Below are 20,128 nucleotides of genomic sequence, written 5' to 3' on the forward strand. Positions count from 1 at the left end.
CGGTCCGCACCGAGCGGCCCGCACCCGGTGGTCCGGCAGCGCGGACCCGCACCGGGCGGCGCCTTCCCGGCGGGAGGCCCGGCGCCCTGAGCCGGGTTCCGGCGCCCTGAGCCGGGTTCCGGCGCCCTGAGCCGGGCGAGGCGTCACACACGGGGGGATGCCTCGCCCACCAGCATGGTCGATGGCCGCCCGTCGTGCGGGCGGCCATCGGCCCGGGACCCTTGGGCGCGTGGCGGGCGGCACGTGCGGGCGGCCAACAGCCCCGGACCCTTGGGCGCGTGGCGGGCGGCACGTGCGGGCGGCCAACAGCCCCGGACCCTTGGGCGCGTGGCGGGCGGCACGTGCGGGCGGCCAACAGCCCCGGACCCTTGGGCGCGTGGCGGGCGGCACGTGCGGGCGGCCAACAGCCCTGGACCCTTGGGCGCGTGGCGGGCGGCACGTGCGGGCGGCCAACAGCCCTGGACCCTTGGGCGCGTGGCGGGCGGCACGTGCGGGCGGCCAACAGCCCCGGACCCTTGGGCGCGTGGCGGGCGGCACGTGCGGGCGGCCAACAGCCCCGGACCCTTGGGCGCGTGGCGGGCGGCACGTGCGGGCCCGTCGCGGCGGGTGGCTCGGGGCGTGGTCACGGGCGGGGCGGCGAGGCCGTACCGGGAAAGGTTCTGCGGCGGACCGCCTGCCGTGCGCCTCACCTGGTCCTGGCGTCGGCTCCGGCGGTGAGCAGGGACTCCAGCATCGCGCGGTAGGCGGTCGTGGTGACGATCGGGATACCGTACTGGCGGGCCAGCTTCGCGACGCCGGACATCGAGTCCGGATCGGCGGCGACCAGCAACCGGGTCTGTTTGGTGACCTTGCGGGCGGTGCGCAGGCCGTGGGTGAGCGCGTCGACCTCGAGGTGTTCGCGCGGCGGGTGCAGGGCGCCGGTGAAGACCACCTGGTCGCCCGGGCTGAGCTGCCACTGCGTGACCGGGGCCGCGGGTTTCTCGGCCGCCTCGGCGAGCGCCCGGTCCACGTCGGCGGCGGTCAGACCGAGCAGCTCCGCGACACCGTCCAGGTCGAGGCGCTCGGCCGGGGTGAGGACCTGGTCCGCGAGCGCGACCGCGGCCAGCCCGGACAGGTACCGGTGGTGCAGGAACTCGGCGTCGGCCCGGGACAGGCCGATCCGCCCGGCGGTGGCGACCAGCTGATCCGCCTCGCTCGCCGAGATGTGCCGGTCCAGCAGCACGCCGTCGAGCAGCGCGAGGTAGGCGTCCGCCTTCGGGTCCAGCTGCCGGGGCAACCGGTCGACCAGCCGGGTCAGGAAATGGGCTTCCCGCCGCTCGGCGTGGCCGCGCGGCACCGGAGCGACGCCGGTCACCGGCAGCACCGGCCACGAGGCCTGCCGGGCCGCGGCGGCCAGCTCGGCCCACGGCGGCGGGTCCCCGGCCCGCTCCAGGTAGTAGGCGAGCAGCCCGGCGGCGGCACGCGCGCCGGGCAGGGCCGAGTAGGCCCGGTGCGGCGGCAGGCCGGCGGCGGCGCGGCAGGCGGCCAGGCTGCGCGACGCGGTGGGCAGGAAATGCCCGGCCAGGCGCATCGTGCACAACCCCCGCTCCTCGTCGACCGGCACGGTCACGCCCAGCTTGCCGAACTCGGCGACCAGGAACCCGGCGTCGAAGAGCAGGTTGTGCGCCACCACCAGCCGCCCCGCCAGGCGCTCGGCGATCTGCCCGGCCAGCTCGGCGAAGACCGGCGCGCGGCGGGCCTCCGCGCCGGTGATCCCGTGCAGCTCCTGCGGGCCGAGGTCGCGGTCCGGGTTGACCAGGGTGCACCACTCGTCGAGGACCCGGCCGGCCTCGTCCAGGCGGACGATCGCGATCTCCACGATCCGGTCGTGCCAGCTGGTCTTGGTGCCGGTGGTCTGCAGGTCGACTACGGCGTACATGAGAGAGAAGTTAGGCGACCGCTTCGGCGCCCCGCCAGCGGCCCCTTCGGGGTAGGCCGCGGGTTCTGCGGCGCCCCGCCGGCGGCCCTCGGTATCGGTGCGATCCTGGGTCCGCCGGGGCAGGATGGATCGCATGGCTTCCGGTGAGTACACCCGCGACCAGCGCTACATCGCCACCCGGATCACCGCTGACGGGCGCACCGGCTATCCGGTCGAGCCGGGCCGGTATCGCCTGGTGGTGAGCCGGGCGTGCCCGTGGGCCAACCGGGCGATCATCGTGCGGCGGCTGCTCGGGCTGGAGGACGCGCTGTCGATGGGCGTCGCCGGGCCGACCCACGACGAGCGCAGCTGGTCGTTCGACCTCGACCCCGGCGGGCGCGATCCGGTGCTCGGCATCGAGCGCCTGCGGGAGGCGTTCTTCCGGCGATTCCCGGATTACGACAAGGGCATCACCGTCCCGGCGATCGTGGACGTGCCGTCCGGCGCGGTGGTCACCAACGACTTCGCGCAGATCACCATCGACCTGTCGCTGGAGTGGTCCGCCCTGCACCGGCCGGGGGCGCCGCGGCTGTACCCGGAGGAGTCGCGCGCGGAGATCGACGAGGTGAACGCGCTGGTCTACCGGGACGTCAACAACGGTGTCTACCGGGCCGGGTTCGCGACCTCACAGGATGCCTACGAGACGGCGTACCACCGGTTGTTCGACCGGCTGGACTGGCTGTCCGAGCGGCTGGCGGGACAGCGGTACCTGGTCGGCGACTCCATCACCGAGGCCGACGTGCGGCTGTTCACCACACTGGTCCGCTTCGACGCCGTCTATCACGGCCATTTCAAGTGCAACCGGGCGAAGCTCAGCGAGATGCCGGTGCTGTGGGCCTATGCCCGTGATCTGTTCCAGACACCGGGCTTCGGGGACACCATCGACTTCGTGCACATCAAGCAGCACTACTACGAGGTGCACCGCAACATCAATCCGACCGGCATCGTCCCGGTCGGGCCGCGACTGCATGGCTGGCACAGCCCGCACGGCCGGGAGGCGCTGGGCGGGCGGCCGTTCGGGGACGGCACTCCGCCGCCTCCGCCGAAGCCCGCGGAAGTGGTTCCGGCCGGCCACGGAGCGGAGTGAGCCCTCGGACGAGCGCGGGCCCGGGCGGTCTGGCTCGGGCGCCGGGCCCACCCCTGCCGGTTGCGGGCCGTCCGGTCGCGCGAGCCTGGTCGAAGGCCGGCGCCGGACCCACCCCCGCCCGTCGCGGATGGGCCGCATCACCGGATCGGACTACTGGTCGTTGCCGGGCTCGAGGATGGTGTCGAGCAGCCCGATGAGCTGTTCGCGCTGTTCGGGTCGCAGCCGGCCGATCGCCGGCGCCAGAGCGCGCCGCCCCTCGACGAACAGCCGTTGAGTCAGTTCCTGGCCGGCGGGGGTGAGGTACACGTCGACGGCTCGGCCGTCGTGCGGGTTCTTGTCCCGCGCGAGCAGCCCTCGACGTTCGGCGCGGTCGATCAGGCCCGACATGGAGGATTTGTCGAGGCCCAGGTAGGTGGCCAGTTCGGTGACCCGGGGACGCCGGTCGCGCAGGATGCCGAGCACCCGGATCTGCGTGAGCGACAGGTCGTTCTCCGCGCCGAGACGGGTGAGCATGCCCGTCACCTGGAAGGTGCTGCGCACCAGGACGTCGATGAGCGCGTCCACGGAGTCCTCGGGAGTCATGCGCCGATGCTACTTGACTTAGTTGGGGTTACCAACGACACTCGATTTCGTTGGTAATACAAACAAATTCGGGAGGCGCCATGCACGCCGCAGTCCTGTCCTCGTACGACGCGCCGCCGGTCTACCGCGACCATCCGGAGCCGGTCGCCACCGGCGACCACGAGATGGTCGTAGAGGTTCTTGCGGCAGCTCTGCACCACCTCACCCGGGCCAAGGCCACCGGCTCGCACTACAGCGGCACCGGCGCGCTACCGCTGGTGCCCGGCGCCGACGGCGTCGTGCGGGACCCGGCCGGGCAGCTGCGCTACGCGGTCCTCGACGACACGAACGCCGGGACGTTCGCCGACCGCACCGTCATCGACGCCCGCCGCAGCGTGGTGCTGCCGCAGGACACCGACCCGGTTCTGGTCGCCGCGGCGATGAACCCGGGAATGTCGTCCTGGATCGCGCTGCGCCGACGGACCTCGTTCACCCCCGGCCGGCGCGTCCTGGTCATCGGCGCCACCGGCAATGCCGGACGGATGGCGGTGCAGGTCGCGAAGCTGTTCGGCGCCGGGCACGTGATCGCCGCCGGCCGGGACGCGGCCCGCCTGGCCACGCTGCCCGCCCTGGGCGCCGACCAGACCTGCACCCTCGACCGCATCGAGGAGGCAGCCGACGTCGACGTCGTCCTCGACTACGTCTGGGGCGAACCCGCCGCCACCGCCATGATCCCGCTCCTGTCCGCCCGCACCGACCGCACGGCGCCGCTGACCTGGATCCAGATCGGATCGATGGCCGGCCCGACCGCGCCCATTCCCTCGGTCGCGCTGCGATCAGCCCGGCTCCAGATCATCGGCAGCGGCATCGGCTCCGTGCCGGCCCGCGACATCATCGCGGAACTCCCGGAGCTCGCCGCGGCGGTGGCACAGGGCTCCATCGACGTACGGGCCCGGGCGGTGCCGCTGGCCGACATCACCCAGGTGTGGACCGCCGGCACCGACGACCGCATCGTGCTCGTGCCCGGACGTTGAGCGGAGTGCCCGGCATGACCGGACCACGCACGATCGTCGTCACCGGCGCGAGCTCCGGCATCGGGCTCGCCTGCCGCGGAACGGTTCGCCGCCCGGGGTGACCGGGTCGGGTCGTCCTGGCCGGCCGCTACGAGCGCCGGCTGGCCGCCGCCGTCGACCGGGTCCGGACAGCCGGCCGCGGGGCCGAGCCGGGACACGTCCGGGCAGACTTCGAACGCCTCGCGGACGTACGGGCGCTCGCGGAGCACCTGCTGTCCACGTACCCACAGATCGATGTCATGGCCGGCAACGCCGGCATGCCCGCCACGGCGCGGCGGCGCACCGTGGACGGCGACGAGGCCACCCTCACGCCAACCATCCGGGGGCCCTTCCAGCTCAGCAACCTGTTGCGGGACAGGCTGCGCAGGGGCCGGATCGTGAACACCTCGGCGCGGCCCGGCCGCAACGCCCAACGGCGCACTCTACGGCGCCGGTCGGCCCATCCGGCCGAATCCCCGCCTCTTCACCGCCGACCGCGCGGCGCGGCTCTGGACGGCGCCTGAAGAGGCCATCGCAGTCAGCCAGTGACACAAACCATCTCACTCGGAGCTCTGCATGCGAAGAAGGACTGGTATCAAGGCGGCCGTGGCCGTGACAGCCGTGCTCGGATCGACGGTGCCATCACCTCTGGCACAGGCGGCCGACCGGAACCCGCCGGGCGCGCGGACGGTCACCGCCGGCAGCGGCATCCCGGCGCTGGTCGACCCGGCTGCGGACCTCGGCGCCAAGACGCCGGGCCCGGAGGAGAGCTGGGCCGACTCGATCTACTTCACCAGCCGGGTGAGGTCCGCCGGCCACGACGTCGGGATTCTGGCGCACACCGTCCGGCTTCCCGGCGGCCCGGGCAACCTGATGCTGTTCTCCGTCCACGACGAAACCACCGGCTGGTACAACAGCTACGCCACCCGCTTCGCCCCCAACACGTACTCCTGGAGCACCACCGGCCTCGACATCACCGCACCCGGCCTCCGGTGGACGGGTGACGCCCGGCGCATGTCGGTCTCCCTCACCGTGCCGTGGGGCTCTCTCGACATCATCCTCGAACCACGCGGTCCGGCCCTCAACTACAGCGGCACCGGAGCCTTCACCCTGTTCGGCTACACCAACTACGAGTACGCCTTCCCCGACATGCGGACCACCGGCACCCTCACCCTCGAAGGCCGGCGTCAGCGGATCACCGGCCGGTCCTGGCTGGACCGCCAGTGGGGACCGAACGACAACGGGCCCGGCCGGCGCTGGACCTGGATGAACTTCACCATGCCCGACGGCGACGCGGTAGCCCTCTGGGACGCCGCCGACGACAACACCGGCGAAACGCACACATGGGCAACGGTCCTGCGCAAGGACGGCTCCTACCAGGTGACAGCCGCCACCCCGCTCGCCGACGACGCCAGCCGGTTCTGGACCAGCCCCACCACCGGGCAGAGATACCCAACCCGGTGGACCGTCACCGTCCCGGCGCTCGACGCCCGCCTGAACGTGCACGTCACCGGCAACCCCGGCCAGGAAATCGTCCTCGGCGGCAACGGACGCCTGGAAGCCACCGCGGCCTTCCAAGGCACATACCGCGGCACCAGGGTCAACGGCAAGAACTACGCCGAAATGTTCAGCGACTGGCAGCCATGATCAGGCGCGCATCGACGCCGACGCCGACGCCGACGCCGCGGCGATGGCCATGGCGCCGGTTCCGACGCCGGAGATGCCGTGCCGGAAGCCGCCCGTGCTCGCGCTCGCCGCCCTCTCCGGCGCCCCGCTGGTGGCGTGGGCCCGGTGGAGGTGCCGAAGATGGCCTCGTGCTGGCCCGCCGGGATGCCGATCGTTGCCGCCGCGCTCGGCTACCACCAGGTCACCACCGCCCGCGGGTTCGCCGCGCTGCTGCTGGTGTTCGGGCTGCTGCGGCGTCGGGCCCGCGCGCTCGCCCGCTGGGTCGCGGTCACCATGACCGCCGGGGGCCCGCTCGGCGCGCTGCTCAAGGTGCTGGTCGGCCGGGACAGCCCGGAACTGCGAGAACCGGTGGGCCGGGCGGTCGGCTACGCCGTCCCGTCCGGGCACGCTCTGAACAGTGCCTCGGCGCGGCGGTGTTCCTGATCGTGCTGCGGCCGGGCGGTCCGGGACCGGCCCCGGGCGGCGGCGGTGCTGTGGGTACTGGGGCGATCCACGTCCCGGTCTCGGCGGTATCGCGCGGAGATGCGGGCGGAAAGCTCCTGGCAGCGGCCCATCGGGCCGGATGTCGATCGACCAGCCGTGCGGCTCGGTGCCGGCGCCCGTGCCGCCGTCGGCGATGACGCGACAGCGTCGGCCGGAAATGCCGGACGCCGGGAGTGCCGCCGTCGCGGCGCTCCCGGCGCTTGGGTCACTTGCCGGCGGCTACCAGTTCGCCTCCGACCTCGGAGCGCCCGGCCTCCGCGGTGCCCGGCACCGGGGTGGCGGCACAGTGCGTGCCGGCCGCGGGCGGCGTACGGGTGCTCAGGTACTCGACGATCCTGTCGTCGATGCAGGCGGTGCGTCCGTACGCGATGTGCCCCATGCCGTCGTAGGTGAGCAGCACCGCGGCATCACCCAGCTGCCCGGCCGCGGCGGTGGCCCAGTTGTAGCCGGTGGCCAGGTCGTGCACCGAGTTCACCAGCAGCAGCGGGGTGGCCGGCTGGGCGGAGAGCCGGTGCTGCGGGTTGTTCACCGGGAGGGTCCCGCCGAGGCAGAGCGCCGGGGCGTGCTCGGAGCGCGGCGCGAACGGGAAGTCCGGCGCGTGCGTGGCGGCCTGCTTCACCAGCCGGGACCAGGCCGGGTAGTCGGCGACGCGCATGTCCCAGTCCTGGCAGTAGATCGCGGCGTAGCTGAAGTTCACCACGGACGGCGGCTCGCCGGGCGTCTCGTCGGCGAGAGCCGCGAACGGCACGCTGCCGGCGCGGGCGAACGGGGAGAGCCGCGCGGCCTGCTGCTCGACGGCGTTCGCGGCCCCCCGCAGCGTCCGGCTCGACGGCCGGCCCTCGTCGATGTTGCGCAGCGTCTCGGCGAGCGGCAGCCAGTACGCGTCGTACGCCAGGTAGTCGGCCAGCAGGTTGATCAGGCTCTCCTGGGTGTAGCGGGTGCCGGGCGCGTCCGGGTCGGCCAGCTCGCCGCGCGCGGCCCGGGTCAGCAGGCGGCCCCAGAACTGCCGGATGTCGCGGTTGCTCAGCGCGCAGGAGCTGATCCGCTTGCAGCCGGTCACGAACGCGTCGAAGCTGTCCTGCAGAGCCTGCGCCTCGGTGGCGAACCAGCCGGCGGGGTCGACGCTGTGGTCCATGTTGGAGTCCGCGACGATGGCGCGGACCCGGGCCGGGAAGTTCTCCGCGTACTGCTGCGCCATGAGGGTGCCGTACGACATGCCGAAGAAGTTGAGCTGTTCCTCGCCGAGGGCGGCCCGGATGGCGTCCATGTCGCGTACGGTCTGGCCGGTGTCGACGTGGTCGAAGACCGGGCCGGTGCGGGCGCGGCAGTCGTCGGTGAGGGCCCGGTTGGCGGCCACCATGACATCGAAGCGGGCCTGGCTGGTGATGCGGCTGGACGGCAGACCGTAGATCGCCTCGAGCGAGCAGAGGATCGGGGCGCTGCGGGCGACGCCGCGCGGGTCGAAGCCCACGATGTCGAAGCGGCGGGCCAGGTCACCGTCGAACGTGCTGCTGAGCACGGAACTGACACCGGACTGGCCGGGGCCGCCCGGGTTGATCAGGAGCGAGCCGACCCGGGCGTCCGGGTCGGTGGCGCGGTGCCGGGCGAGCGCGATCTCGATGGTCGGTCCGGCCGGCGCGGCCCAGTCCACCGGCACGGTCACCGTGCCGCAGTCGAGGTCGGCGTTCTCGGCGCAGGGGGTCCAGGCGATGGTCCCCGCCGCCTGGGCGGGTGTCCCGGTCACCGTGAGGCCGGCGGCGCCGGTGATGAGGGTGAGCACGAGGGCGAGCAGGCGCGAATTGCGTCGGCGCATGGTTTCCTCTCGAGGGTGAAATGGTGACAGGACTCGACGCTGAGCCGCGGGGCGAAATGCTGGAAGCGCTCCCAGAAGCTCGCCGGGACGAATTCAAACAGGAGAATGAGTCGCCGACAGGCCTCGATTTCGGCGCGTGACAACGATCACCCGAACCGGCCTGAGCTGCGCTTATCGCGAGGCCTATGAAATCCGGATGTCCGACTGTCTAAGGCGGAGTGTCGCCGATGCGTTATCCATTGCGGCCGTATTGCCGTCGAATTCAGGAAGTGTTTCCGGCCGCCCTGAGATCTGTATTACCTTGACGATCGCGAGTCGATCTTGGATGGCTGCCCCACGACCGGCGCCGATGGCGCCAGCATGGGGCATGTCGAAGCTGGGCGGACAGGAGACCGCGAAGCCGGCGCCGGACGGTGCGGTGTATCTGATCGGCGGCCCGCAGACCCGCATCCGGACCGGCAACTTCCGGACCGGGCTCGCGGTGGTGGACGCGATCGGCGCCGTCGTCGAGGAGATGGATAGCGGGTCCAGCGGCGCTGGGCGACGTCGTAGGACAGCGGGCCGCCGGCGCCGTCGATGCTGACGCGGAACAGCGAGCCGCCGGCGCCGTCGATGCTGACGCGGAACAGCGGCCCGGCCTGGTAGCCGGTGCGCTGCAGGCAGAGCTCGAGCAGGGTGAGGCAGATACGGTCAGCCAGACGGCTGGACGGGGGCACGCCGCCAGGCCCCACCTCGACTGAGGGGTCCCAGGTCAGCCCGTGGCGGCCGGCACAGGGCGATGATGGGCCCTTGCGGGGCCTGGCATTGCCCGACCGCGGTCGACGCGTCCGCGAGCCGTTCGACCCTCGGCGTACGTTGCATCGCGCCCAGCGACCGGACGCCGAGCGGCGTGCCACGATCGCCGGCATCCCCGCTGGAGGCGAGAGGCGACGTCGGGCGGCAGCTGTTGTCCGCTTCGGACAGTCGGCTTACAGGCCCGACACCCTTGCCCACCGACGTCGACCGCGGCCTCGGACCGCGAGCCGCCGCCGGGCACGGCGTCGAGCCGCCGGTGGGCTGCTGTCGGCGCGGGCCGGTGGTCAGTTACCGGCCAGCAGGGCGCGTAGCAGGGCGGAAAGCTCCGCCTGCTGCGCCGGCGTGAGGTGAGCCAGCAGGCGTTGCTGCTCCGCCAGACCGGCGGCCACCGCTTGGTCAGCCACCTGAAATCCCTTGTCGGTCAGGCGGACCAGAACGCCCCGGCGGTCGCCCGGATCGGGCGAGCGAGCGACCAGACCGGCCTTCTCCAGCCGGTCCAGGCGCGCGGTCGTGCCGCCGGTGCTGAGCATCATCGACGCGGCCAGCGCGCCGGGCGAGAGCTGGAACGGTTCGCCGGAGCGGCGCAGGGTGGCGAGGACGTCGAATTCCGGGCGGCCGATGCCGTAGGTGGCGTAGGCACGCTCGGTGGCGTCGCTCGCGAGCCGGGCGATCCGCTGGATCCGCCCGAAGATGCCCATCGCGGTGGTCTCCAGGTCGGGGCGTTCGGTCGCCCACTGGGCCAGGATCCGGTCGACACCGTCGTGCTCGATCATCCGGTCATTGTCTTGCCTCGCCTTCCTCGTCGTCGCGCCGGGTGCCTTGATGACGAAATTCTCGACGTCAGTTATCTTGATGTCGAGATACTTCACATCGAGGGAGTGACCATGCGGGTCCTGTTCGTCACGGCGCTCACCCCCGCCGTCTGGGGAACCACCTATGCGATCACCACCGAGTTCCTGCCGCCGGGGCGACCGCTGCTCAGCGGGGTGCTACGAGCGCTGCCGGCCGGACTGGTGCTGCTCGCGCTGACCCGGCGACTCCCGCACGGCGCCTGGTGGTGGAAGTCGGCGGTGCTGGGCGCACTGAACATCGGCCTCTTCTTCGCGCTGCTGTTCGTGAGCGCCTACCGCCTGCCGGGTGGCATGGCAGCGGTGCTCGGAGCGGCACAGCCGCTGTTGGTCGCCGGACTGTCGGCGGTTCTGCTCGGCGAGCGGGTCTCCCTTCGTACGGTGCTGGCAGGTCTGATCGGCGCGGTGGGCGTCGCCCTCGCGGTGCTCACCGCGACCGCCGGCCTCGACCCGATCGGGATCGCCGCCGGTCTGGCCGGCACCGCCGCGATGGCCGGCGGCCTGGTGCTGACCAAGCGCTGGGGGCGGCCCGGCGTCTCGCTGCTGACCGCGACCGGCTGGCAGCTCACCGCCGGCGGCCTGACGCTGATCCCGGTCATGCTGCTCAGCGAGGGCGTGCCCGGCCACCTGAGCGCCGAGAACCTGCTCGGATACGGCTACCTCGCGCTGATCGGCACCGCGCTCGCCTACACGTTGTGGTTCCGCGGCCTGGACCGGCTGCCGGCCACTCAGCTGTCGCTGCTGAGCCTGCTCTCCCCGGTCACCGCCACCGTGATCGGATGGGCGGCGCTCGGCCAGTCGTTGACGCCCGTGCAGGTCGGTGGGATGGCCATCGCGTTCGGCGCGGTCGTCTGGGGGCAGTGGTCACATGTCCGCGCCGGTCACCACGCGGCGCGGAAAGCCGGTGCGGACCGCACGCGGCAGCGCCCGGCCGACCGCCTCCGTGGTGGTGACGTGGCCCGGCACTGACCGGCGCAACAGCGGGATCAGCGCAGCGGTGACGGTGTAGACGGCGTCGTACCACCCGGTCCGGGAACGGGCCCCGTGGGTGGGCTGGATGAGGCCGGGGCGGAACGGGCTCAGGTCGGCGAAGTCGGCGATCGTCAGCTCGCGGAGTTTCGGATGGCGCAGCCTGGCCGGTGAACGGGTCACGACCAGCACGTCCGTCACATCCGGCGTAAAGCAGGCTCTCCCGCACCACCCCATGCCCGACCATCCCGGTCGCATCGGACACGATGACTCGCATGACCTTGCACCTCCGCTGGATCGGCCGCCTCACACCCTGCCCCGCCCGGCCGGCCGCGGATCCGTCGTCCACAGCCGGCTGGGTCGGTTTCCGGGTTTTCCACAGGGACTCGCTCGCGCCGGAAAACGTCGTACCCGCGGCCTAGGGTCGTCTCGTGCCCGCAGAACGATGGTCCACCGCCCAGGCCGAGTCGCTCGCTCCCGACGCCGCCGCGCTCAAGCGTGCCCGCTCGGTGTCCGGCCAGTTCAGCGCCACCGGGCGGCACGACGACATCCTGTGGGGCCTGTGTCGCGGTCATCAGGTCGCGGTCGACCTGGCCGGGCCCGTCTTCAAGTGCTCCTGCCCCAGCTTCCGGGCACCGTGCAAACATGCCGTCGGCCTGGTGCTGCGCTGGGCGGAGGCCGGCCCGGGCGAGGCGGCCACGCCGGCCTGGGTGACGTCCTGGCAGGCCGTCCGGGCGGCGCGCGCCCGAGCGCGCACGACACCGCCCGACCCGGTCGCCGCCGCCAGACGCGCCCGCGAGCGCGCCGAGCGGGTCGCCGGCGGCATGGCCGAGCTGCGCCGCTGGCTCGACGATCAGATCGAGCAGGGTCTGGCCGGGCTGGGCCGGCACGGGCACCGGGCCTTCGAGCCGGTCGCCGCCCGTCTGGTCGACGCGCAGGCGCCGGGCGTGGCGGGCGCGGTGCGCCGGCTCGGCGGCATCGCCGGTGTCGGCCCGCACTGGGCCGACCGGCTGCTCGGCGAGCTCGCCATGCTGCACCTGCTGGCCGCCGGGCACGACCGGCTCGACTCGCTCGACCCGGCGACCGCCGCCACCGTGCGGTCCCGGATCGGTTACCCCACCCCGGCCGAGGACGTGCTGGCCGGTCCCCGCGTCACCGACCGCTGGCAGGTGCTCGGCCAGCACGACTCCGACGACGGCGCGCTCACCACCCGGCGGGCCTGGCTGCACGGGGCGTCGACGTCCCGGTTCGCGCTGGTGCTGTCGTTCGCGGCGCCCGGCCAGTCGCTCGCCACCGACCTCGTGCCGGGCACCGAGTTCCGTGGCGATCTGTGCTTCTATCCGAGTGCGGCGCCGATGCGCGCGCTGGTCGCGGAGCGGACCAGCGCGACCGAGCCGTTCGGCGCGCCGGACGGCGCCGGGTCGGTGCGGTCGGCTCTCTCCCGGTGGTCCCGGCTCCTCGCCGACGACCCTTTCCGGTACGACGGACCGATGCTGCTCGCCGCCGTCACTCCCACGCCGGACGGCTGGCTGGTGGATCCGGAGGGCGACGCGTTGCCGCTGGCCCCCGGCCACCGGCAGCCGTGGTGGCTGCTCGCGGCCGCGGGTGGGCGCCCGGCCACGGTGGCGGCGGAGTGGTCGCCGGGCGGGCTACGGCCGCTGGGCGCCTGGGTGGACGGCCAGTTCCTGCCCGCCGGGCCACCGACGCCCGATCCCGGGGCGGCACGCGAGCCGGAGCTGCCACCGGAGATGCTGGCGGCCGCGCTGGTCGGCACGGCCCGCCGACGGTGGCCCGCAGCGTCCGTGCGAGTCGGTCCGGTGGCGATCGAGCTGCGACAGGATCCGGCCGCGCCGCCGGGCTCGGTGTGCGCCGATCCTCCGCAGTCACCGCCTTCCCCGCCCTCGGATTCCGCTGCCGCGCCGGCCGCCGCCCCGCCCGGCGTCGACGCCGCGCCGGCGCCGCGATCGGCCGCCGCCCCGGCCACGTCCACCGGGCCGGTGGCCCTGCTGGACGCGGCCGCGGTGGCCCTGACCGCGCGGCGGGCCGGGATTCTGCCCTCGGCGGCGAGGACGCCGATCGCGGCGGCGCCCGTGGAGACCGAGCCACCGCTGCCGGCCGCGGCCGGGCTGCGCCTGGCCCGGATCCTGGGTGGGGGCGCGCCGGGCGGCGCGCACCTGGAGCAGGAGCTGCTGGCACAGTGGCTGGCCGCGGCGGTGGCGCGGGGCGGCGTCGTTCCGCCGGTGACCCTGCCGTCGCTGCTGGAGGCCGCGCGGCGCAACACCACGGTGCGCGCCGGTGTGACCCGGGTCGCCGGGCGGCGTGGCGCGTGGCTGGCCCGGCAGCGTGCGGACTGGGCCTGGCTGCTCGACGAGGCCTCCCCCGGCACGGTCACCGACTGGACCACCGCCACCAGCGCGGAACGCCTCGGTCATCTGGGCGCGCTGCGGCGTACCGATCCGGCACGGGCCCGTCAACTGATGGAAAGCGCCTGGGACACCGAGTCCTCGGAGAACCGCACCCGGTTCCTCGCGAGGTTCGCCGACGGGCTGTCGCTCGAGGACGAGGAGCTGCTGGAGCGCGCGCTGGACGACCGCCGCAAGGAGGTCCGGCAGACCGCTGTCGACCTGCTACGGCGACTGCCCGGATCGGCGTTCGGCCGGCGGATGAGCCGACGCGCGCATGCCGCGGTAAGGCTGGTGCTCAGCGATCCGGTCCGGCTGGCGGTGCGGCCGCCCGAGGAACTGGACGCCGAGTTGCAGCGGGACGGGGTCGGGGCCAGCCCGGCGCACGGCGCCGGGACGAGCGCATGGCTGCTGGAGGAGGTGGTGGCCGGCGCCCCGCTGCAGTCGTGGGCCGCCCTGGAGCCGAGCGGCTATCTGGCGCTGGCCCGGGGCAACGACTGGTCCGCTCCGCTGGTGCACGGCTGGGCCAAGGCGGCCATCGTCCAGGGTGATGCCCGCTGGGCGTCGGCCCTGCTCGCCGCGGACGCGGGTGTGCTACGCGAAGCCGTGCGCTGGGATCTGCACCTGGTGCTGCCACCGGCCGAGCTGGCCCGGCTGGCCGCCGGAGCGCTGCGGGCCGAGGACGGTTCGGCGCACCGGCTGCTCGCCCTGCATCCCGGCCCGTGGCCGGAGACGCTGAGCGTCACGGTGCTGGAGACGATCGCCACGCGGGCACGTAACGATCGGCACACCTGGCAGCTCGGCGAGTTGTGCCGGACGGCCGCGACGGCCATGCCCCCGGAGTACGCCGATCTCGCCGGTCGCCTGGCCGCCCAGCTGGAGCCGGAGGTCGCCCCGAGCCGGGTCCGGCCGGTGGCGGACCTCGCGAGGACCCTGGCCTTCCGCGCGGAGATGCGCCGCGAATTCAGCACCCCGCCCCCGCCATGACGCCGCGCCGGGCGTGGGCCCGGGCGCGGCGCAGCGCCGGAAACTGTCACACCCACGCAGTAGCTTGCAGTTCGAGCCACCTACCGGGCAGGCCCCGCGGCGTGCGAGCCACGGGCCCCGAGATCCAGGAGTTCCAGTGACCGCTCTGCGACCGCACGCCGAGGATCAGTACGCGGAGGAGCTCGCTTCGCTGGCCGCCGCCGACGATCGGCCCCGCCCGCCCGGCTGGCGGCTGTCACCGCAGGCCGTCGTGACATATCTCCTGGGTGACGGCGCCAAGATCAGCCCGAAGTACGTGGGGCCCCGTCGCCTCATCGAGGTGGCCGTCTCCACCCTGGCCACCGACCGTGCGCTGCTGTTGCTCGGCGTCCCCGGCACCGCCAAGACGTGGGTGTCCGAGCATCTCGCGGCGGCCATCTCCGGCGATTCCACACTCCTGGTGCAGGGCACCGCCGGCACCGCGGAGGAGGCGATCCGGTATGGGTGGAACTACGCCCGCCTGCTGGCCGAGGGCCCGACCGAGGCGGCCCTGGTGCCCAGTCCGATCATGCGGGCGATGCAGTCTGGTGCGGTCGCCCGGCTGGAGGAGCTGACCCGGGTGCCGTCCGACGTGCAGGACGCGCTGATCACCATCCTGTCGGAGAAGACGCTGCCGGTCCCGGAGCTCAACACCGAGGTACCGGCGCAGCGCGGGTTCAACCTGATCGCCACCGCCAACGACCGCGACCGCGGGGTGAACGAGCTGTCCAGCGCGCTGCGGCGGCGGTTCAACACCGTGGTGCTGCCGGTGCCGGCGAACGCGGACGACGAGGTGGAGATCGTCGCGCGTCGGGTGGCGCAGCTGGGCAGATCGCTGGATCTGCCGGAGGTCCCGGCCGCGCTGGACGAGATCCGGCGGGTGGTCACGATCTTCCGCGAGCTGCGCAGCGGGCTGACCGAGGACGGGCGGACGAAGCTGAAATCGCCGACCGGGTCGCTCTCCACCGCCGAGGCGATTTCGGTGATCACGAACGGGATGGCGCTGGCCGCCCACTTCGGTGACGGCACGCTGCACCCCGACGACGTGGCGGCCGGCATCGTCGGCGCGGTGATCAAGGATCCGGTGTCCGACGCGGTCGTCTGGCGGGAGTACCTGGAGACCGTGGTGCGGGAGCGGCCGGACTGGCTCGATTTCTACCGGGCCGCACGCGATGCCTGAACGGTTCTACGGGGTCCGGCATCACGGACCCGGGTCGGCCCGGGCGGTGGTGCGCGAGCTGGCCGCCCAGCAGCCGGACGTGCTGCTGGTGGAGGGCCCGCCGGAGGCCGACGACCTGGTGCGCTGGGTCGCCGACAGCGGCCTTGAGCCGCCGGTCGCGCTGCTGGGATATGCCGTCGACGATCCGGGCCGGGCGGCGTTCTGGCCGTTCGCGGTGTTCTCGCCGGAGTGGCAGGCGATCCGGTGGGCGGTGGCGAACGACGTGCCGGTGCGCTTCTTCGACCTGCCCTACGCGTACCGGGTGGGGGCTCCCGGCGCCGGGCGGTCGAGTGGCTCCGAGCTGCCGGACGGCGCTTCGGAGACCGGCGGGCCGCATCCTCCCGGCGCACCGGGGCAGACGGCGGAGGCCGGCGATCCCGGCGTGCCGGAGAGAGCACCGGATGCGGTGGGTGACACGCCTGCCGCAGCGGGAGCGTCGGAAGACGGCGGAGCCGAGGCACCGAACGGCGACGCCGCAACCCACCGCGCCACGGGCGGCAACGCCGCAACCCACCACACCACGGATGGCGACGCCGCAACCCACCACACCACGGGCGGCGACACCGCAACCCACCGCGCCGCGGGCGGCGAGGCCGCAGCCCCGCAGGACAGCGAGGCCGCAGCCCCGCGGGACGGGGACGAAGGCGACCGGTCGGCGCGGCCGGTGGATCCGATCGGGGAGCTCGCGGCGGCGGCCGGATATGACGACCCGGAGCGCTGGTGGGAGGACGTGGTCGAGCACCGCGGGGTGCCGGTCTTCGAGGCCATCGCGGAGGCGATGACGGCGATCCGGGAAGCCGCGCCGGAGGACCCGGACGATCTGCTCCGGGAGGCCTACATGCGTACGGTGCTGCGGGAGGTCCGGCGCAAGCACCAGAACATCGCGGTCGTCTGCGGGGCGTGGCACGTGCCGGCGCTGATCCGGAGAGTGCCGATCAAGCAGGACACCGCGCTGCTCCGGGGTCGGCGCAAGGGGAAGGTCGCGTTCACCTGGGTGCCGTGGACGTACGGGCGGCTGGCCTCGTGGTCCGGCTACGGCGCGGGGGTGAGCTCGCCCGGGTGGTACCACCACCTGTTCACCAGCGCCGACTCGGTGGTGCCACGATGGCTGGTGAGCGCGGCTGGGGTACTGCGCGCGGAGGGTGTGCCCACCTCATCGGCGCATGTGATCGAGGCGACCCGGCTCGCCGAGGCGCTGGCCACGCTGCGCGGACGGCCGCTGGCCGGACTGGCCGAGGTGACCGAGGCCGCCGAGGCGGTGATGTGCGACGGGGAACCGCTGCGGACGGAACTGATCGCCCGGCGACTGGTGGTCGGGGAGCGGCTCGGCACCGTGCCGGACGAGATGCCCGCGGTGCCGCTCGCCCGGGACCTGGCCGCCCAGCAGCGCACGCTGCGGCTCCGTCCGGAGGCCACCGAGCGCCGGTTGGAGCTGGACCTGCGTAAGGACACCGACCTGCGGCGCAGCCGGCTGCTGCATCGGCTGCGCACGCTCGACGTGCCGTGGGGCGAGCCGGCGGCCGGTCGGCGCGGAACCGGGACGTTCCGCGAGGAGTGGATGCTGCGATGGCAGCCGGAGTTCGCGGTACGGCTGGTCGAGGGCAGCATGTGGGGCACCACGGTGGCGGCCGCGGCAACTGCCCGGGTGGTGCGGCGGGCCGGCGCGGCACGGACGCTGGCCGAGGTGACCGCGCTGCTGGAGACCTGCTTGCTGGCCGATCTCGCGGAGGCGTACCCACGGGTGCTGGCCGCCCTGGACACCAGGGCGGCGCTGGATGCCGACGTGCACCATCTGATGGCGGCGCTTCCCGCGCTGGCCCGGACACTGCGGTACGGCGATGTCCGGCGTACCGACGTGGCCGGCCTCGCCGCGGTCACCGCCAGCCTGCTGAAACGGATCTGCGCCGGGCTGCCGTCGGCGGCCGGTTCACTCGCCGACGAGGCGGCCAAGCAGTTGCGGGACGGCGTGGACGGCGTCCACCACGCGGTCAGCCTGCTCGCCGACGACGATCTGCGGGAGTTGTGGCTGGCCACGGTGGAGTCCCTGGCCCGGCGGCCGGATCTGCACGGGCTGCCGGCCGGCCGGTTGACCCGGCTGCTGCTGGAGGCCGGCCGGCTGGACGCCGCCGAGGTGCGCCGCCGGCTGCGGCTGCCGCTGACCGTGGGCACTCCCCCGGCGCACGCGGCCGCCTGGGTGGAGGGGTTCCTGTCCGGTGGCGGGTTGCTGCTGGTACACGACGACGCTCTGCTCGGACTGGTCGACGAGTGGCTGGCGGACGTTCCGGCGGAGGCGTTCGACGACGTGCTGCCGCTGCTGCGGCGGACGTTCGCAAGTTTCGACGCCGGAGAGCGGCGAGCCATCGGGGAGCGGGTGGCCGGGCCGCGGCCGGGTGCGCCCGCGACCGGGGCAGTATCCATCGACGAGGAGCGGGCGTTGTCGGTGCTGCCCGTGCTGGGCGCCCTGCTGGGCCGCGAGATCAGGATCCGGGAGGACGCATGAGCGGCGATGTCTCCGCACTGTTTTCACATTCGACGGAACCGCCCCCGACCGGCGGCACGCCGGTCCAACCGGCGGCGTTGCGGTTCTCGCACCCCGCCCAGGACGCGGCGGGTGAGCGTGCCGGGCATCCGGCCGCGGCGTCCGCGCGCCTCTTCTCGCACGTGCGGGACGGGAGCGCGCGGGCGGAGGACGGTGCGGCGTGGCCGGATGGCCGGGAACGCGTGGCCGGGGTTGAGGAGCTGACAGAAGGGGGCGACCGGGCTGGCCGGGCGAATGACCCTGCGCAGGGCACGCAGGAGCGTCGCCACGGCGCGGGCCGCGACACGGACACCGGACCGGCCGATGGCTGAGGAGGCGGAAACCGCCGACGCGCCGGACCGGCCGCGCGCGGAACGAAGAGAGGCCACCGACACACCGGCCCCACCGGACCCGGAACGCGAGCGAACCGCCCGCGTACCGGACCGGTCGGTGGCGGAGCGGGAGGAGGCCCCGCGGGAGGAGGACCCGCGGGAACGTCGGCGACGGTGGCGGCTGGTGCTGGGCGGACCGGCCGAGGAGGCGCTGGGCAGGGCCGAGGGGCGCGACGGGGCGATGGACGCGGCTCTGGCGGCGCTGTACGACGCGGCCGCGGATCCGACCGGCACGGCCACCGGGCGGTCGGCCGGGCTGGGCGGGTCGGCGCCGAAGGTGGCCCGCTGGCTCGGGGACATCCGGGAGTACTTCCCGAGCACCGTGGTGCAGGTGATGCAGGCCGACGCGATCGAGCGGCTGGACCTGACCCGGCTGCTGCTGGAGCCGGAGATGCTCGCCGCGGTGGAGCCGGACGTGCACCTGGTGGGCACCCTGCTCTCCCTGAACCGCGTCATGCCGGACGCCACCAAGGACGCCGCCCGGCAGGTGGTGCGTTCGGTGGTCGAGCAGCTTGAACGCCGGATCGCGCAGCACACCCGGGCCGCGGTGTCCGGCGCGCTCAACCGGGCCGCCCGGATCAACCGGCCCCGGCACGCCGACATCGACTGGGACCGGACGATCCGCGCCAACCTCAAGCACTACCAGGCCGCGCACCGGACGGTGATTCCGGAACGGCTGATCGGGTACGGCCGGCGGAGCACCGCTGTGCAGCGGGACGTGGTCCTCTGCGTCGACCAATCCGGCTCGATGGCCGAGTCGGTGGTGTTCTCCGGGGTGTTCGCGGCGGTACTGGCGTCGATCCGGTCGCTGCGGACCTCGCTGGTCGTCTTCGACACCGCGGTGGTGGACCTGACCGAGCAGCTGAGTGATCCGGTCGAGGTGCTGTTCGGCACGCAGCTCGGCGGCGGGACGGACATCAACCGGGCGGTCGGGTACAGCCAGCAGCTCATCACCCGGCCTAGGGACAGCATCTTCGTGCTGGTCAGTGACCTGTACGAGGGTGGGGTGCGGGAGGAGATGCTGCGCCGGATCGCCGAGATGACCGCGGCCGGCGTGCAGGTGGTGGCGCTGCTGGCGCTGTCCGACGAGGGCGCTCCGGCCTATGACCACGAGAACGCGGCGGCGCTGGCGGCGCTCGGGGTGCCGGCGTTCGCGTGCACACCGGACGCTTTCCCGGAGCTGATGGCGGCGGCGATCGAACGGCGCGACCTGAAGGCGTTCGCCGAGCGCTTCGCCGACCGGAAGGCTTCCGGCACGATTCGCTGACCGATACCCGTGGCATCGCACGTCCCGGGCCTCCCCGGCGCGAAACCGGCGCCGCCAAGAAGCTGGGCATGCGA

General features: G+C 73.7%; 16 protein-coding genes. 12 read left to right on the forward strand and 4 right to left on the reverse strand.

The genetic code is table 11. The features are described from left to right. Nucleotides 1-685 precede the first annotated feature (685 nt). Nucleotides 686-1,918 carry an exonuclease domain-containing protein gene (locus ACTEI_RS27780; protein ID WP_122980359.1) on the reverse strand — a complete coding sequence of 411 codons (1,233 nt, stop codon included), beginning with the start codon at nt 1,916-1,918 and terminating at the stop codon, nt 686-688. 133 nt (nt 1,919-2,051) lie between these two features. Here ACTEI_RS27780 and ACTEI_RS27785 point away from each other — a divergent pair, with 133 nt between their 5' ends. After that, nucleotides 2,052-3,044 carry a glutathione S-transferase family protein gene (locus tag ACTEI_RS27785; RefSeq protein WP_122980360.1) on the forward strand — a complete coding sequence of 331 codons (993 nt, stop codon included), beginning with the start codon at nt 2,052-2,054 and terminating at the stop codon, nt 3,042-3,044. A 150-nt stretch (nt 3,045-3,194) separates the two neighbouring features. Here ACTEI_RS27785 and ACTEI_RS27790 read toward each other — a convergent pair whose 3' ends face one another. After that, nucleotides 3,195-3,626: a MarR family winged helix-turn-helix transcriptional regulator gene (locus ACTEI_RS27790; protein WP_122980361.1), complete on the reverse strand. Its 432-nt coding sequence runs from the start codon at nt 3,624-3,626 to the stop codon at nt 3,195-3,197. 80 nt (nt 3,627-3,706) lie between these two features. Between ACTEI_RS27790 and ACTEI_RS27795 the strand changes: the two genes are divergently transcribed. From ACTEI_RS27795 to ACTEI_RS37430, 4 genes are all read left to right on the forward strand, one after another. Next, nucleotides 3,707-4,639, forward strand: coding sequence for a quinone oxidoreductase family protein (locus ACTEI_RS27795; RefSeq protein ID WP_122980362.1), 933 nt, complete (start codon nt 3,707-3,709; stop codon nt 4,637-4,639). A 140-nt stretch (nt 4,640-4,779) separates the two neighbouring features. Then, the gene (locus tag ACTEI_RS39440) at nt 4,780-5,181 is read left to right on the forward strand and encodes an SDR family NAD(P)-dependent oxidoreductase (RefSeq protein ID WP_249040735.1); all 402 of its coding nucleotides are present in this window, start codon (nt 4,780-4,782) and stop codon (nt 5,179-5,181) included. A gap of 112 nt (nt 5,182-5,293) precedes the next feature. Then, a complete protein-coding gene (locus ACTEI_RS27805) occupies nt 5,294-6,304 on the forward strand; it encodes a lipocalin family protein (RefSeq protein WP_203723630.1) in 1,011 nt (336 codons plus the stop codon). Nucleotides 6,305-6,463: 159 nt separating this feature from the next. Beyond that, nucleotides 6,464-6,766, forward strand: a complete 303-nt coding sequence (locus ACTEI_RS37430; RefSeq protein ID WP_145830975.1) for a phosphatase PAP2 family protein — start codon at nt 6,464-6,466, stop codon at nt 6,764-6,766. Nucleotides 6,767-7,031: 265 nt separating this feature from the next. On the opposite strand, the gene ACTEI_RS27815 is transcribed toward ACTEI_RS37430, so the two are convergent. Next, on the reverse strand, nt 7,032-8,639 hold the full coding sequence (locus ACTEI_RS27815; protein WP_122980365.1) for an alpha/beta fold hydrolase: 1,608 nt from the start codon (nt 8,637-8,639) through the stop codon (nt 7,032-7,034). 136 nt (nt 8,640-8,775) lie between these two features. On the opposite strand from ACTEI_RS27815, the gene ACTEI_RS37435 reads away from it, so the two are divergent. Next, a complete protein-coding gene (locus ACTEI_RS37435; RefSeq protein ID WP_164466142.1) occupies nt 8,776-9,222 on the forward strand; it encodes a hypothetical protein in 447 nt (148 codons plus the stop codon). 496 nt (nt 9,223-9,718) lie between these two features. Here the strand turns inward: ACTEI_RS37435 and ACTEI_RS27825 are convergent, their stop codons facing one another. Then, on the reverse strand, nt 9,719-10,303 hold the full coding sequence (locus ACTEI_RS27825; protein ID WP_239082342.1) for a MarR family winged helix-turn-helix transcriptional regulator: 585 nt from the start codon (nt 10,301-10,303) through the stop codon (nt 9,719-9,721). Between the two features lie 15 nt (nt 10,304-10,318). Here ACTEI_RS27825 and ACTEI_RS27830 point away from each other — a divergent pair, with 15 nt between their 5' ends. From ACTEI_RS27830 to ACTEI_RS27865, 6 genes are all read left to right on the forward strand, one after another. Continuing rightward, nucleotides 10,319-11,251: an EamA family transporter gene (locus tag ACTEI_RS27830; protein WP_122982449.1), complete on the forward strand. Its 933-nt coding sequence runs from the start codon at nt 10,319-10,321 to the stop codon at nt 11,249-11,251. Between the two features lie 431 nt (nt 11,252-11,682). Next, complete coding sequence (locus tag ACTEI_RS27840; RefSeq protein WP_122980367.1) at nt 11,683-14,640, forward strand: SWIM zinc finger family protein; 2,958 nt, start codon at nt 11,683-11,685, stop codon at nt 14,638-14,640. Between the two features lie 136 nt (nt 14,641-14,776). Then, nucleotides 14,777-15,838, forward strand: coding sequence for an ATP-binding protein (locus ACTEI_RS27845; protein ID WP_122980368.1), 1,062 nt, complete (start codon nt 14,777-14,779; stop codon nt 15,836-15,838). After that, complete coding sequence (locus ACTEI_RS27855) at nt 15,831-18,377, forward strand: DUF5682 family protein (protein WP_222942277.1); 2,547 nt, start codon at nt 15,831-15,833, stop codon at nt 18,375-18,377. Before ACTEI_RS27845 ends, ACTEI_RS27855 begins: the two co-directional genes overlap by 8 nt. Next, on the forward strand, nt 18,374-18,727 hold the full coding sequence (locus ACTEI_RS27860) for a hypothetical protein (RefSeq protein ID WP_145830976.1): 354 nt from the start codon (nt 18,374-18,376) through the stop codon (nt 18,725-18,727). Before ACTEI_RS27855 ends, ACTEI_RS27860 begins: the two co-directional genes overlap by 4 nt. Then, a complete protein-coding gene (locus ACTEI_RS27865) occupies nt 18,720-20,054 on the forward strand; it encodes a VWA domain-containing protein (protein ID WP_239082341.1) in 1,335 nt (444 codons plus the stop codon). Before ACTEI_RS27860 ends, ACTEI_RS27865 begins: the two co-directional genes overlap by 8 nt. Nucleotides 20,055-20,128: the final 74 nt, after the last annotated feature.

Source organism: Actinoplanes teichomyceticus ATCC 31121, assembly GCF_003711105.1.
In the GTDB taxonomy this organism is placed as follows: domain Bacteria; phylum Actinomycetota; class Actinomycetes; order Mycobacteriales; family Micromonosporaceae; genus Actinoplanes; species Actinoplanes teichomyceticus.